Annotated in this window: 12 protein-coding genes; 10 read left to right on the top strand and 2 right to left on the bottom strand. The window is 44.3% G+C overall.

Features of this window, described 5'->3' with window-relative positions:
* A partial coding sequence (locus ACKPQ5_RS06760; protein ID WP_407678339.1) for a sulfatase family protein occupies positions 1-1,154 on the bottom strand: 1,154 nt, incomplete at its 3' end.
* Between the two features lie 134 nt (positions 1,155-1,288).
* On the opposite strand from ACKPQ5_RS06760, the gene ACKPQ5_RS06765 reads away from it, so the two are divergent.
* On the top strand, positions 1,289-2,575 hold the full coding sequence (locus tag ACKPQ5_RS06765; RefSeq protein WP_407678340.1) for an aminopeptidase P family protein: 1,287 nt from the start codon (positions 1,289-1,291) through the stop codon (positions 2,573-2,575).
* Between the two features lie 31 nt (positions 2,576-2,606).
* Here ACKPQ5_RS06765 and ACKPQ5_RS06770 read toward each other — a convergent pair whose 3' ends face one another.
* A complete protein-coding gene (locus tag ACKPQ5_RS06770; RefSeq protein WP_407678341.1) occupies positions 2,607-3,929 on the bottom strand; it encodes a LemA family protein in 1,323 nt (440 codons plus the stop codon).
* Positions 3,930-4,133: 204 nt separating this feature from the next.
* Between ACKPQ5_RS06770 and ACKPQ5_RS06775 the strand changes: the two genes are divergently transcribed.
* From ACKPQ5_RS06775 to ACKPQ5_RS06815, 9 genes are all read left to right on the top strand, one after another.
* The gene (locus ACKPQ5_RS06775; protein ID WP_407678342.1) at positions 4,134-5,684 is read left to right on the top strand and encodes a sulfatase family protein; all 1,551 of its coding nucleotides are present in this window, start codon (positions 4,134-4,136) and stop codon (positions 5,682-5,684) included.
* 52 nt (positions 5,685-5,736) lie between these two features.
* The gene (locus tag ACKPQ5_RS06780; protein WP_407678343.1) at positions 5,737-7,998 is read left to right on the top strand and encodes an FAD-dependent oxidoreductase; all 2,262 of its coding nucleotides are present in this window, start codon (positions 5,737-5,739) and stop codon (positions 7,996-7,998) included.
* A 76-nt stretch (positions 7,999-8,074) separates the two neighbouring features.
* Entirely contained in the window at positions 8,075-9,697 is a 1,623-nt protein-coding gene (locus tag ACKPQ5_RS06785) for an FMN-binding protein (protein WP_407678344.1), read from the top strand.
* Entirely contained in the window at positions 9,694-10,731 is a 1,038-nt protein-coding gene (locus tag ACKPQ5_RS06790) for an FAD:protein FMN transferase (protein ID WP_407678345.1), read from the top strand. The genes ACKPQ5_RS06785 and ACKPQ5_RS06790 overlap by 4 nt, the downstream gene beginning before the upstream one ends.
* A gap of 278 nt (positions 10,732-11,009) precedes the next feature.
* Positions 11,010-12,752, top strand: coding sequence for an arylsulfatase (locus ACKPQ5_RS06795; protein ID WP_407678346.1), 1,743 nt, complete (start codon positions 11,010-11,012; stop codon positions 12,750-12,752).
* Between the two features lie 5 nt (positions 12,753-12,757).
* Entirely contained in the window at positions 12,758-13,525 is a 768-nt protein-coding gene (locus ACKPQ5_RS06800) for a hypothetical protein (RefSeq protein WP_407678347.1), read from the top strand.
* 63 nt (positions 13,526-13,588) lie between these two features.
* Positions 13,589-14,527, top strand: a complete 939-nt coding sequence (locus ACKPQ5_RS06805) for a hypothetical protein (protein ID WP_407678348.1) — start codon at positions 13,589-13,591, stop codon at positions 14,525-14,527.
* 68 nt (positions 14,528-14,595) lie between these two features.
* Positions 14,596-15,135 (top strand): sigma-70 family RNA polymerase sigma factor, encoded by a 540-nt coding sequence (locus tag ACKPQ5_RS06810; RefSeq protein WP_407678349.1) that lies wholly within the window; start codon positions 14,596-14,598, stop codon positions 15,133-15,135.
* A partial coding sequence (locus ACKPQ5_RS06815) for a FecR domain-containing protein (protein ID WP_407678350.1) occupies positions 15,125-16,399 on the top strand: 1,275 nt, incomplete at its 3' end. The genes ACKPQ5_RS06810 and ACKPQ5_RS06815, both read left to right, overlap by 11 nt.

The following is a 16,399-nucleotide window of genomic DNA, read 5'->3' on the forward strand; positions in this document are numbered from 1 at the left end:
ACGGAATGATGAATCACGCCCTTTCGGGTCGATACAATCTTTTTCCCATAAAGCGCAGGCAGAAAACTTACGCTGTCTTCCGCACCATTCTCGAGGGCTTTTTGTCCCAATAGGTCTGTCATCGTAGCAAATAGATCAGTAAGGCATATTAATTGATCAGATTCAGATCCAGGCTTTACCCTCCCGGGCCACTTTACAATGAATGGAATGCGATGCCCGCCATCCCAGAGATCCGCTTTGGATCCCCGTAGATCAGCACTTACAATATGCCCCTGCTTGGCCAGTTCACCAATTCCAGCAGCCTTGGAACAACCGTTATCGCTGGTAAAAATGATCAAGGTATTATCCACCTGTCCTATTTTAGTAAGAGCTTTTTGAATTTCTCCGACCACATGATCAGTCTGCATGACAAAATCACCATATTTCCCGAGGCCACTCTTCCCTTCCCATTCCGGAGTCGGAACAATGGGGGTGTGCGGAGAACCGAGAGGAACATAGAGGAAGAATGGTTTCTTTGAATCTTTACGAGATTCGATATATTGAACGGATTTTTGGGTTAAACGTGGAAGCATGTTGATTACAGGATCGTGAGCGATGACTTTATCATCCTCGATCACCGCCTCCATATTACCGGCATGATGAAATCCATGAAAATAATCAAAACCCCGATGAATGGGACCGTCGGGAATTTTTGATCCTACAGGAGGGGCCTTATATTTCTTCTTCGAATATTCTTCTCCACTTTCTGGATCAAGGTATTTAAAATTGAGATGCCATTTCCCAATAATCGCAGTATGATAACCTTCATTTTTCAAAAAACCAGATACCGTTGGACGGTCTTTTGTAATCAAACAGGGAGCAAAACCCTGAACAACTCCGGATTGAAGTTTTGTACGCCAACTATATCGTCCCGTCAAAACTCCGTAACGGGTGGGAGTACAGACTGAGGATCCAGAATGTGCATCCGTAAAAACCATACCCTGGGTAGCTAGCTTATCCACATGAGGGGTCGGTATTTTGCCTTTTTCCGGATTTAAACACTGAATATCCCCATACCCAAGGTCATCGCATATTATGTATATTATATTCGGTTTTTCTGCCCATAATGTGGAAAGGCTGAATAATGTAAGCAGGGCGTATAATTTAATTTGCATAATCTAAGTAGTAATAAAAACTGAATCTTTGGACAAATTAAAATAAGATTGTCCTTAAATAAAGGTCTGGAAGAAAGCTTGGTGCTTGCGAACAATTTGGAGGATGTTTTAGTTATCCCTTTAACCACAAACACATGCGACACCTCTCCGTAAGCTCAAAACTTTTCTCAAACAACCGCAAGAAACTTTGTGGCAAATTACCCGGCAAAGCAATTGCAGTTGCGAACGCGAATGATGTGCTGCCCACAAATGCAGACGGCACACTTCCACTCCATCCCAATTCCGATCTTTTTTACCTTTCGGGCATTGAACAGGAAGAAAGCTTACTCGTTCTGTTCCCGGATTGTTCCAACCCCAAGCACCGGGAAATTTTGTTCGTTCGTCAACCGAATGAACATTTAAAGATTTGGGAAGGGTATAAGCATAGCAAAGAAGACGCTCAGAAGATTTCAGGCATTCAGACTGTTTACTGGACCGAGGACTTCGATAATATTTTTCAGCTTCTTGCCGCTGAGGCTGAAGTTTTTTATCTTAATGAAAACGAACACAGTCGAGCAGCCAATGAGGTGGAAACCCGTGAACAACGGTTTAACCGAAAAGTTCTCAAAGATTACCCTCTTCATAAAATTGAACGCTTGGCCCCGCATCTGCACGACCTGCGCTTTTGTAAAAGTGCAGAGGAAATCAAATTGATCAAACAGGCAATTAATGTAACCACAAATGGTTTTCGAAAAGTTCTTCGCATGGTCAAACCCGGGGTAACCGAGTACGAGATTGAAGCGGAATGGGCGAAGGAATTTATTAAATGCAGAAGTAAGTTTGCCTATACCCCTATCATCGCATCCGGATCCAATGCCTGTGTTTTGCACTATTTACAGAACGACCAAACCTGTAGAAAGGGACAACTTCTGCTCATGGATGTCGGTGCCTGCTACGCCAATTACAATGCCGACCTTACCCGTACCATTCCCGTAAGCGGAAAATTCTCACGACGGCAAAAGCAGGTATACAATTCAGTTTTACGGGTCCTACGTCAGTGTATTGATAATGCTACCATCGGAAAAAGCCTCAAAGAATGGCAAAATGATTCTCATGACATGATGACGGAAGAAATGCTCCGGCTAAAACTCATAACCAAAGCACAGGTTAAAAAACAGGATCCGGATCAGCCGGCCTGCAGAAAATTCTACATGCATGGATTAGGGCATTCTCTTGGTCTCGATGTTCATGATGTATCAAATGGCCAGTCCGTCTTTCGGGAAAACTCGGTCTTTACCGTGGAACCTGGCATTTATTTACCGGATGAAGGCTTTGGGGTTCGCCTCGAGGATAACATTCAAATTACGAAAAATGGACCCGTTAATCTAATGTCCAAAATCCCCATCGAAGCAGAAGAGATCGAACAGATAATGAATCGTTAGGGTTCTTCGCGAGATTAGTAAGTTTGTCAGTTCAAATAGAAACTTTCGGAGCCTGTGCCATCTCTGGATCAGGAAGAAGACTAAGGTTTTTCCCTGCTCGAAAGCGAAACCATTTGGCAACCAAAACATCTGGAAAGGTAAGCAAACGGTCCTGAAGTGCAAGTAGGCTATCATTATAAAATTCACGGGCCAAGGCAATCCGGTCTTCGGTGTCGAGCAATTCCTTCATAAATGAACCATAGTTTTGATCCGCACTCAAATTAGGGTAATTTTCAGACAAAACAAACAAGCCGCCAACCAAACCTGCCCCTTGATTAATTCCCTCGCCCAAATCGGCTGTATCACGACTCGTTCCATTCGAACCCGATGAACGAAAGGAAGCAACTAGCTCCTGCACTTCAGATTCGTATTCCGCGATTCCCTTTACACATTTTAACAATCTGGGAATCAAATCGTGACGACGCTTCAATTGAATTTCAATTAGACCCATAGCATGGATGAGACGATTACGCACCCGGATCAAACCATTATACAATATCGTGAGGTAAAAAAGACTAGCAACTGCAAGAAAGATCAGACCCGACACAAAGATCCAACCAGGGTTCTCAAGCATGGCTTCTTGGGGTTCTACTCCAGTCTCCACCGAAATCACGACTACGGGAACAACTAAAGCGGCTACGAAGGAAAAGAGAATTATAATAAAAGACCAAACATTCTTCGATCGGATAATCTGGGACTCGGACTTGGTCGAAATGAAATAATACCGGGCATCCTTGCTTTGGGTAATCATCGGCTGAGCGACCTCTTCCCTGAGTTTGGCCGGACCAAGAATGTAAAGATTATCATTGGGAGTAAGCGAATGCTCTGAAAACCTTCTCCGATGAGTTGAATTTGCAATCGATCCACTTGGTCCTTTTCCATAGTAAAGTGGATCGTTCGGACTACAACTTAGGGAAATAGTGGAAGGAGCATCAACCTTTGCACCTTCCGGTTCGATGAGCAGCTCACCCGTATCATCTTTTAGAAAAAACGATTGAAAACTCCCTCCTGAATCAACCTTTCGCCAACCGCTTTTTGTTCGGGTCTTTCGATTCCCATCTTTATCCCTGTAGCTTTCGGTTTTCTTCCAATGCTCCGAAATACTCCATTCATACCATACAGTCGGCTCTTCGGTAAGGTAAGTTTGCAACGGGGCATCCGACTTGACGAAACCTTTAACCTCATTTAACCCGAAAAACACCCCTTTTACCTTGGAAGTCGGAACATCCTCAACTGTCCGTTTGAAAAGGACGAGCGATCGCCACCAAAAGAGAAGAGCCAGGGAGATGAAAAATGGAATCAAAGCAAATGCCATGGAAATGATTAATAACAAGAAATTATTTCAGCAGTTGCAAGCCTTTGGAAAAAAAAGAATGCCCAGCATATCTTTTTTCATCAAAAGCAAGTGACTTCTTGACCAAAATTAAAGCGAAATTTATGGTAATTATCCATAAAAACAAAAGCAACCCCTACAATAAATTCCTAGTTAATTAATTTGTAGTAACTACTGCATATCCAAATGAAAAAAATTACTTCTTCTATATTTGTCTCTATCACAGTGCTTCTCGCACTCACTGCAGTTGCAAAAAAACCAAATGTAATCGTCATCATGGCTGATGACCTTGGATACGGAGACCTTGGGTGCTACGGGGCAAAACCAAAAAACTTAAAAACCCCGCACATCGACAAACTCGCCAAGGAAGGACTTAAATTCACCAGCGGATACTGTTCAGCTTCAACCTGTACACCCACCCGTTATTCCTTTCTTACCGGGACCTATGCCTTTCGTGGAAAGAATACGGGGATTGCACCACCCAGTTCTCCTCTCATCATCCCGGAAGACGCCTATACCCTACCCGATATGCTTAAGCAGGCGGGCTATAAAACTGCAGTGGTTGGCAAGTGGCACCTTGGGCTGGGAAGTCCTGGTGTGGGCCCCCAATGGAACGAACAACTTAAACCAGGTCCTCGTGAAATTGGATTTGATTATAATTTTCTACTCCCCACAACCAATGACCGGGTTCCTCAGGTCTATGTTGAAAACCACCGGGTCCTCAATCTTGACCCCAAAGATCCTCTCTGGGTAGGCATGAAGAAACCAAGCGATGATCACCCAACAGGAGTAACCCATCGGGACACTTTGAAAATGGATTGGACTCATGGACACAACCACACCATTCACAATGGCATCAGCCGTATCGGGTTCTATACCGGTGGGCATGCTGCCCGTTTCAGGGATGAAGATCTGGCCGACAAATGGGTCGAAAAATCAAAAGAATGGATTGGAAAAAATAAGAAGGATCCATTCTTTCTCTTCTTTGCTTCCCATGATCTTCATGTACCGAGAATTCCCCATGAGCGATTTCGTGGCACATCTGCGATGAGCTACCGTGGCGATGTGATCGTACAACTCGACTGGTGTGTGGGAGAAATCGTGAAGTATCTAAAAAAAGAGGGACTGGAAAAAAACACCATGATCGTATTCTGTTCAGATAATGGACCTGTGGGCGATGATGGCTACGCGGATGAGGCTCTTGAAAAAATGGGGGATCATAAGGCAGCAGGTCCCTACTCAGGAGGGAAGTACAGTATATTTGAAGGAGGCACACGCACACCCTTCATAGCATATTGGCCTGGAACCATTAAACCAGGAGTGTCTGATGAAGTGGTCTGCACCATTGATTTTGCAGGTAGTCTTGCCAATCATCTTGGAGTCAAATTACCCGAAGATGCCTGCCTCGATAGTCTCGATGTTATGGATGCTATGCTTGGGAAAAAAGGAGCTAAAGGTCGCCCTCACCTGATCCAACAGGATAATGGTAGAGGAAACAACTATGGTTACCGTGCAGGAAAATGGAAACTTCAAAGGCATGACTCCAAAAAAACTCAGAATTTTCAGGTCAATAAATTGCTAAGCAGTCAGCGCGGTCAACCGGTTCCTCAATACGCACTTTTTGATCTTTCCAAGGACCCTGCGGAAAAGAATAACCTAGCGGAGAAAAACCCAAAAGTATTCGAAAGAATGAAATCCGAGTTACAAAAATTTCTCGACGATGGAAGAAGCCGTTAAATTCCTCCTCCTCTTGGAGTGTACCCTTTTAATGAAACTCCAACTAAATAAAATGAATAGATTCCTCCTCACCACTCTTCTTCTATTTACGCCAGTCTGGTTTTTGCAGGCAGAAAGAATCCTCGTTGAAACGGAGTCTTTTTCAGATCATGGAGGATGGAAACTCGACACTCAATTCATCCGCGAAATGGGTTCCCCCTATCTTTTGGCTCATGGTCTGGGAACACCCGTTCAAGATGCGACCACTACCATTGAGATGAAAGAAGGTGGAAGCTATCAATTATTTGCCCGCACCAAGGACTGGGTCGCCCGTTGGGGAGCGAAGGGACAACCCGGTCGCTTTCAGATCATTATCAATGGTATCCCGGTAAAAACCACTTTCGGTACAAAGGGAGCCGAGTGGGATTGGCAAGGTGGAGGACAGATTTCTCTTAAAAAAGGGAAAAACACCTTGGCCCTAAGAGACCTGACTGGATTTAACGGACGATGCGATGCGATCTACCTGACCTCGTACAAAGAAGTTCCACCCAATGACTCTCAAATTCTCGCCACCTGGCGTCGCGATCTTCTGGGAATCACCGAAAAACCGATCGATAAAAAATATGATTTGATCGTAGTAGGCGGTGGCTATTCCGGTTTGGGTGCGGCGATCTCAGGGGCCCGCATGGGATGCAAAGTCGCCCTAATACAAGATCGCGGAGTGCTCGGAGGCAACGGATCGAGTGAGGTACGCGTATGGGCAAAAGGAAATATTCGCCGGGGAAAATATCCACGAATTGGAGAAATCATCGAGGAAATTTGTGATCATGCCAAAAAGTCTCCGGGTACTTATGAGGAATTCGAGGACGCCAAAAAGGAAATGATTGTACGGGCCGAAAAAAATATCGATCTGCACCTTTACCATCATGCTTTTCAGGTTAAAAAATCCGGAGAGAAAATATCAGCCGTCCATGCCTTTAATGTTAAAAATGGACAAGTAACCCGTTTTTCAGGACCTCTGTTCGTGGACGCAACCGGGCATGGAACGATTGGCTTTCTCGCCGGAGCTGACAACACAATGACACCCAAGGAAAGAATGGGTATGAGTAATATGTGGGTTTGGGCAAACGATGAAAAAGAAGTAACTTATCCCAAGACTCCCTGGGCTTTAGATTTGAACATGGCGGATTTCCCCTACCCTCGGAGATTTCATGGAGAATGGTTTTGGGAAAGCGGATATGACAAAGATCCACTGGGAGATGCAGAAGGTATTCGTGACTGGAACCTGCGGGCTGTTTTCGGGGCATTCAATGCGATGAAAAACCGCGACGGTGCGAAAGAGCACAAAAACTCCAAGCTTACTTGGGTTGCCTATGTCGGCGGTCCCCGCGAATCTCGCCGTCTTCTCGGAGATGTCTTACTCACAGAGGAGGATATCGTTACCAAGCGGGCATTCCCTGACGGATGCGTGCCCAGCACCTGGAGTATCGACCTCCACTACCCCAAGAAACAATATGCCAAAAAGTTTCCGGACAATCCATTTATTTCCTACGCGGTACATGGCAAAGGAGTTGACCGAAGTTACGGCTATCCCGTTCCCTACCGTTGCTTCTATTCCCGAAACATTGAAAACCTGTTTATGGCAGGACGTTGTATCAGCGTGACTCACGAGGCACTCGGTACGGTACGGGTAATGAAAACCTGCGGAATGATGGGGGAAGTGGTCGGACGTGCAGCATCCATTTGTATCCAGAAGGATTGCCTGCCTCGCGATGTTTATGAATCTCATCTCGATGATCTGATTGAACTGATCAACCTTCCCGGAAAGGCGTTTCGTCCAACCGTAAATGATAAGATTATCATTCCAGATGATGCGATGCAACTTGCCGGACGATACGGGGCACCCAACGGGCTGGACCCGAAGAAGTTCACCGGAGTAGTCGATGACAGCCAAGCTGTGTTTGAAGGAAAATGGATGAAGGGACAGGGACTTAAGCCTTATTTTTCATTCGGCTATCAGTACTCAAGCGATCCTGAGAGTATTGCGACCTTTACTTTGGAAGCTCCCAAAGCTGGACAGTTTGATACTCGAATTGCCTATCAACCCCACCCCAATCGGGGAAAATCCGTTTCAATTGATGTAACCACGGGGGATAAAACCATCAAGATGAACTCCATTGTAAACATGACCCAAAAACCAAGTTTTGAAAACGGATTTCATTCGGTGGGGAAAATCACCCTTAGAAAAGGACAAAAGGTATTGGTCAGTCTGATTGCGAAAGGAGCTCAGGGAAATGTTCATGTGGACGCCGCTCAACTTGTTCCGGTTGATTAAAGCAATTGCAAGTCTGGCATAGGTGAGACGAATACGCCATTTTTGCCGGTTTATTTGTCTCGTTATCATCGTGGGGTTGATTCATCAATCCCATCAGGATTTCCTGGCCGACCTAAAGGAGAAGGGCCAACCGATACCACTTACCGAAGTGAAGGAAATCCTGCCCTTGGCATTCTCTCTTGGTCCCGATACGGATAATCCATCTACACTTCAGGCACTTGATCAAAATGAAAACCTTCTGGGAATGGTGACCCAAACCTCTCCCGAAGGAGATTCGGCAATCGGATTCTCCGGCCCTACGAATGTAATGGTTATCTGGGATCAGGATCAAAAGGTGTCTTCTGTCTCTATTCGTTCGAGTGGGGACACGGTTGATCATGTGGATGCGATTATTGAAGAGCCTGCTTTTTTTGAGCAATTCACTGGGATGACACGGAAGGAACTCGCTCAATCCAATAAAATAGAAGCTGTATCCGGGGCCACCCTAACCAGCTTAGCAATTGTGGACGCAATCTCCCTTCGCTTTGGTGGGGAAAAACAGGCAAGCCGATTTCCGAATCCGATTCAAATCGAAGAGGTGCAAGAACATATTCCGGCGGCATCTCAATTGATTCCCTCTGCCACCCACCCTTCCCTCCTAGAAATTTTGGATATCAATGGTACCAAGTTGGGGCAGACCGGAAGAAGCTCACCCCATGCTGACCAGATCATTGGGTATCAGGGACCGGTGGATTCTCTATTAGTTTTTGATACCAATGGTTCACTCACAGGGATGAAAATACGATCGAGCTTTGAAAACGAACCCTATGCGGACTACCCCAATGACGACGCCTACTTCGCCTCGCTGTTTACTGGCCGGTCCATTTCTCAACTTGCAGACATGAACCTGACCGAGGAAGAAGTCGAAGGGGTATCCGGAGCCACCATGACCAGTATGGCCATGGCCGAGGGCATTGTTAAAACCGCCACGATTTGGGAGCAGGAAAAATTGCTGAACCAAGAGGCCAAAAAATCATTCATCAACTGGAAGGCCAGGGATTATGGATCGCTTGCCGTTATTCTGCTTGCTGGTTTTGTGGCTTTTAACAAACGGGGGAAAACCAAATTTTTTCGCGTATCCCTTCAAGTCCTACTGGTTTGCTATCTTGGATTGGTAAATGGAGACATTCTCTCCCAGGCCCTTTTTGCAGGGTGGGCCCAAAGCGGTGTGCCATGGGAGCGTGCTCCGATTCTTGCCCTGCTCACTTTCGCTGCATTGCTCGTACCCATGACTACCGGCAAGGCTTTTTATTGCCATCAGCTATGTCCACACGGGGCAGCCCAGCAATGGATGAGAAAATTCAGAAAAAACCCGGTTCGCCTCCCCAAGAAATTGGATGGGATTCTCAAATTTTTGCCCGTAGGATTACTTGGACTTGTCGTTATTTTCGCTTTTACTGCTTCCGCTCGTGAAGTGGCCATCCTTGAACCCTTTGATGCCTATGTCTGGGAAGTTGCCGGTGGAATCACAATTGCCATTGCCTTGCTTAGCTTAGTTGCATCCGCCTTCGTCCCAATGGCCTACTGCCGCTATGGCTGCCCAACAGGGGCCATGCTTAAACTCTTTGAATTTGGAAAAAACGATCAGGGATGGAGCCGGAGAGATTACTTTAGCTTTGCCCTTCTTGTTCTCTCGATTCTTCTATATTTATTCATTTGAATCTGCACATTCCAGTATTTCTTACCATTATCCTTTGCCTTTGCGGATGTTCGGAAAACACGGTCTCGGATAGCCCATCAATCACTGAACTTAAAGGGAAAGCCCTAGGCACCACATGGTCTGTCAAAGTACTTACCACTACCCATTTCAGAATTGAGGACTTAAGAACTGATATCAGCCAAAAACTCGAAGGTTGCGATAAAATCTTTTCTCACTGGCGACCGGATTCTGAGCTTTATCAATTTAATGGTGCCCTGACCACAACGCCCATATCCATTCATCCACAATTGCTTGCTCTTTTAAAGCATTCCAAATGGATACATAAACAAAGTGGCGGAACCTTCGATCCCACCATCGCCCCAGTTGTAAACTTATGGGGATTCGGACCGGTTGGAAAAACAAGATCCACCATTCCGACTGACAAGCAAATTAGCGGGGCATTATCATTAACCGGAATGAACAAAGTTGAACTTTTACACAAAGGGTTAGTCCGAAAAAAACTACCCACCCTGCAACTTGATTTTTCCGGATCAGCCAAGGGCGAAATCATTGATCAAATTTGTACCCTGCTCCAAGGCTGGAATTTTAATAATTTCCTAGTTGAGATTGGAGGAGAAGTCCGAGCCCATGGTAAAGGTAGAAACGGGAAGGGTTGGGTCGTCGGCCTAGAAAATGGAGGGACAGGTAAAGATTCCCTGAAACCTGTAAACCTTAGAAACTATTCAGTGGCTACATCCGGAACTTATCAACTCAATAAGCCTTATCCCTATTCTAACCAGAGTGCTTCGCACTTAATGGATCCACGAACAGGCCGACCAGTGGATCACGACCTGATTGCAGTTAATGCGTTTGCTCCTTCTGCAAGGGATGCGGATGCATGGGCGACTGCACTAATGATACTGGGGCCAAAAGAAGGTATGGAAAAAGCGGAGGAGTTGGATATGGTCGCCCGTTTTTGCTCTACTCAAAATGGGCGAATGAAAATAAGCTTTAGTACAGCATACCAAAGACTTTATCTATCTGATATTCCATAAATCTTCTTGTCTTTTTTCAGGTATCAAAGGAAAGTTTTCCTTCCTCCATAAATTCCAGCACGATTGCGTGAGTGTAGTTAGATGCAAATGAAATTAAACACAGTACTGGTAGGCCTATTCCCCTATTATATGAGTCCTCAATTATTATTTCTCCGAACCGATAGTCTTCCACGGGTTGGTGGTTTCGATTCGTCAAAGCGGATTATCCAGTTAGAATCCAATATAGTCTAAAATAAGATTTTGATTTTTTCACTGAGCCCTAGTTTAATCTCCCCAAAATGATAAAAATTAAATTATTCCTCAAGGCATTTTTAGTTCATTTGTCTTTTTACATTCCTGCTCTCTCTTTTGGCGAACAACCGAATGTCATTCTGATCATGACTGATGACCAAGGTTACGGCGACTTAAGTTGCCATGGCAATCCAATTCTCAAAACGCCAAACTTGGATCGATTACATGCCAATTCAATTCGCCTGACAAATTATCATGTAAGTCCATTTTGTACGCCCACCCGCGCGGCATTAATGACGGGACGTTATCCTGCCCGTACCGGTGCCTACAGAACAAGCAGTGGGCGCAGTAATTTACACCATGATGAAATAACCATGGCGAACTACTTTACAGATGCAGGGTACAAAACTGGATTGATTGCGAAGTGGCATCTCGGTGACAACGCTCCCTGCCGCCCCCAAGACCGTGGATTCCAGGATGTGCTTTGGCACAAAGGCGGCGGTATCGGACAGGCACCTGATTTTTGGGGCAATAACCAATTCGATGACACTTACGAACGTAATGGAAAACAAGAGAGATTCAAAGGATATGCCACGGATGTTTGGTTTAAGGAATCGATGACATTCATTGAAAAAAACCAAAAGGATCCATTCTTTCTATACTTGGCTACCAATGCCCCCCACTCCCCCTACCGGGTACCTGAAAAATGGTCGGCACCTTATCGCAAAAAGGTAACTTGGAAATTTGGGGCTGAATTTTACGGTATGATCGCAAACCTAGATCATAATATCGGACTGCTAAGGAAACAACTGGATGAACTCGATATCGCGAAGAACACGATTTTCATATTCACAACTGATAACGGGACAGCTAAAGGAAATGGGGGCCCTGGCGGAGATTTGAAAGGGTACCGGGGTTTCAATGCTGGAATGCGCGGACAAAAATCGACTATGTTTGAAGGTGGGCACCGAGTCCCCTTTTTTATTCACTGGCCAGACGGTGGTTTAATGGGTGGGCAAGACCGGAAAAACCTGACCGCTCACCTCGATGTTTTACCCACTTTGGCAGAACTTTGTGGATTGAAGATTGAGACTAAACAGAAACTGGATGGGAAATCGTTTGCAAACTATCTTGGCGATCCTCTAACAAAACCACACCGCGAACACTTAGTCATTCAAATGCATGGCGGTGCTCGATTTGTGAAAAAAGAAAGCCCTTGGTTTATGTCCTGCGTATTAGAGGGCGATTGGAGATTACTGGAAGGTGAAAAACTTTATGATGTTTCAAATGATCTAATGCAGCGCCAAGATATTGCGAATAAGCATCCTCAAGTGGTGGCAAGGCTTCGTGGATTGTATGAAAAATTTTGGAAATCAGTCTCTTTTCGAATGACCCCAGTTTGCCTGGATCTTGGCAATCCTAACGAAAACCCCACGCTCTTGTGCTCCCAAGACTGGAGATTGGAAATCGGGAACCCGCCTTGGAATTTTAGCGAAATCAATCAGTACAAAAAAATTACCGGACCGTGGCATGTGAAGGTTAAACAGACCGGGAAATATCGTTTTACGCTGCGTCAATTCCCCGAAGTGGCAAAAAAACCTCTCCGAGCCGTTCGGGCAAAAATTCGAATTGCAGGGAAGGAAATGTCCAGACCAATTCCCCCTGGTGTTAACGGTGTTCAATTTGAACTTTCGTTAAGGACCGGGGAAACAACCCTAGAGACTTTTCTCTACACAGATAACGAACAAATCGGTGGTGCATATTTCACCGAGGTTGAGTATTTAAAATAATCCTAATGATAAACATTAAAAACCTTATAATCGTAGTATTTCTAGTGTTTGGAGTTCAAACCATTGCTTTTACGGAGCCTTCTCCAAAGCAGGTTACAATTAGATCGAAGTTTATTGCGGGGAGTAAAAAAGGCGAAGAGGTTCTTTCAGCACCTTCGATTACTACTCTTCTTGGACAATCCGCACAGATTAGTATTACGTCCCCAAGGAAAAATGTACCAATTGATGAAAAGGAAAAACTTCAGGATGGGATTCGCTTAAATCTCAAAGTTCTGGAAACTTCGAACGGTCTTTTGATTAAAGGATATGCCTTTGTGGGAATCCATAACCCGGAGAAACTTGATCGCGATGTTGAGTTTTTAGGCTTATTTAAAGACGATCTGATTGAATCAGAAGTAGATGACGCAGATAAGTGGGCGGAAGAGATCCAGTTGAGTGGCACATTTAGAATTCGAGGGAAAGGATACGCGTCGCTATCGACTTCCAATGGAAACTTTTGGGTGGAGGAAGGGAAATTCTCATCAGGCTATAAACTTATCGAATTAGACTTATCCAAGTCGCAACCATCCGCTCTTATTCAAAAAGGTGAAAAACAGGCTTGGGTAGGACTCCGACTGGGGAGCTCAATTGGTCAATTAGATATGGTCAAATCTTTCAAAGATGGAGGAATGCTTTTTGTCAAAGAGGTCGAATCGGGTGATAAATTTTCCTTATCCATGCAAAGACGGAATGGCGAAAAACTGAAAGTGGAAATAGTTGCCACTTTAAATTAGTAAGCCCCCCCTCTTCGCTTTAATCCCTTGCCAAAGGAAAAACCAGCACTCTAGGGTAATGAGATGAAAGCCATACATCCTACCACCCTTGTCATCCTTTTCATTTGTACTGCTCTGAGTTCGTGCATTGAATTTGAAAGTCAGGATCTGGTCTATCACCATGATAATGAAAAAGATGAATTAAGAGTAACCCTGACTTACGAAGGTATCTTTGGAAATCTCGATAAGGGGGAGTATTCACGAAAAAATCGTAACGATGTCGGGACCCACAACAGTTTGAATCAATTGCAGATTGATCAATTGGAATCAGTTCTTAAGGAGAAAAGAGCTTTCTTTTTTAGTAATTGGATATTTGAATATAGTGCATCTTCAAGTACCAAGATGCTTGAAAAGATAATAAAAGGAAATGGGCAAGGAAAGTTTGGAGAACCGGAAAGGAAACTAATCAAATTACTGCTTGATAATATCGAAGTCCAAAATATCGGTTTCTACAAAAATAATGCCGACCAGCTGTGTGGAAGCCAAACCGTAAGAATTTCGAATGTTTCTGCAATTATTCCTTTGGCCAACCAAGTGATCGGTCGACTGGTGAAAGCCCATATTCAAGAAATGCGTGAAGAGAGAGAGGAAAAAGTACCAAACAGCTTCACCACAGAGACAATTAATTTGATCGAAACCAAGGTTAGGGACGATTTTCCCTTCATTAAGATCCAGGGCAACTTGATTACGATCTCTCTGATTATGACACCTCCCGATCAGGAAAGAATTTCCAAATCCACACTGAAGGATCTTCCAAAAGGTGCGAGGATCGAATTTCAGGACGAAGCCTTACTGATAAAAATAGGCACTGGGCATGCACAACAAAGTAGGCTCAGCAAGAAATGCTTTGAAGGGTATTGGCCTAATGCTCTTAACCATATTCAGGCAAATCATAAAAAACTGATGAGAAAGCCCAGGAAGGTAGAGTCACGACTTAAAAAGTTTCTTTCAGGAAAAGACTAGAAAGAAAAATAGTATATATTCGTTAAAGTTCTTTGGTTTGCGGAGAATAAAGAAAACCACTCTACACATTGACTACACTCGAATCAGAAGAAGAAAAGAATCACCGCTTTCTCAGCTTATTCACCGCAAATGAATCATCGATACATGCGTATGTAAGGAGGCTGGTATATCGCAGAGAAGATGCATCAGATGTGATGCAAAAGATTGCCATTGTTTTATGGAAAAAATTTGATCAGTTACAATCAGATGATGATTTCCGAAAATGGTCTTTTGGAGTGGCCCGATTCGAAGTCCTTGCCTGGCGACGAGATTTAGCTAGGGAAAGAGAAAGGCTGGTTCTCTCAACCGAAACGATTGAACTCATGGCCGAGGAATTGGATCGTAACGCTGAGCAATTGGATCTGGAAAAAGAAGCCATTCTTCAGCACTGCTTAGGCAAACTCAAAAAAGATCAACGATCCGCCTTACAGGATATGTATGACGACGAATCAAACACTCCTGCACTGGCACAAAAATTTGGCAAAAGTATAACTGGATTCTATCAATGGATCTACCGTATTCGCCAAAGACTTACCGAATGCGCCAAGCAAGTCGCGGATGCAAGATGATTTCCCATTAAACAAGATGAAAAAAGAAGATGAATTAATTATCCGTTACTTGGACCAAAACCTTAGTGAAGAGGAGATTCAAATATTGGATCAATCACTCAGAGAAAATTCGGTCTTAAGGAAAAAGTTTTACGATCAGGTAAATGTAGGCACTGCCCTCGAGGAGGAATTCTGCTCGAAATTACCAGAAGAAAAAGTGATTTCTTTTAAGCGTAAATCATCCACGGTCACATTGCTTGCCTTCGCGGCCAGTTTTATTTTGGCCATAGGAATAATTGGCTATTCTTTTTTTAATACAAAAGAATCGATTGCCACATTAGCCTCGAATGAAAATGCCGCATGGGAAAGTTCCTTACCAACATTAGAGGGAAGCGAATTAAGGGCTGGTTTGATGACTTTAAAGTCGGGCGTCGCAACGATCCGGTTTTCATCCGGTGCTGAAGTCGTACTGGAAGCTCCTGCCGAAATTGAACTGCAAACTGCAATGCAGGGAAAACTTATAAGAGGAAATGCTATAGTACATGTCCCTGATTCTGCTCATGGATTCACTTTGGCTACACCATCCGGCTATGCGGTGGATCATGGAACTGCTTTTGGAGTATCGATCATGGAGAACGGAAAGATATCGGACTTCAAAGTTTTGGAAGGAGAAATATCACTACACTCGCCAAAGGGAGACTCACTCTTCCTACTCGAAAATGAATCCGCGACCCTGAACGATTATGGTATCAGTAAAAAGATTGTTCTCCGTGCCGAACAACCTATTCCAGTCCTCGAGAAGGAAAATAACACCCTCCGCATTCAAACAGCGGGAAAATGCCAATCCATCATCCGAAATGATGAGATTGCATATCTCGACCAGGATTTCTTGATGGTTAAATTGGACACCGGTTCCAATCCCTACGAAAGAAGGGCTTTATTTAACTTCAAAGAGGATCAGGTGGATTGGAGTAAGATAAAAAAATCAAGACTAAGACTGAACTTGGTTCCGTGCGGTGTAGGTAATCGGGTCTACCTTCCCAAAACCAATCGATTTAAGCTCTATGCCCTTGCCGGATTCACCGGGGTGGAATCGTGGGAGAATTTAAAATGGGGAGAAGCGCCCACAACTGAATCAGCTACTTTAGTGGGTAGGTTTGAAATCCCACGCAGTCAGGAAAGGGGTTCCATCACGATAGAAAGCAATGAACTTCTGGAATTTCTAAAATCAAACAACGCCAGTGAATACACCTTTATTCTAACCAGAGAAACCTCTGAAACCAGT

The organism is Candidatus Seribacter sulfatis, assembly GCF_964187635.1.
Lineage (GTDB): Bacteria > Verrucomicrobiota > Verrucomicrobiia > Opitutales > Seribacteraceae > Seribacter > Seribacter sulfatis.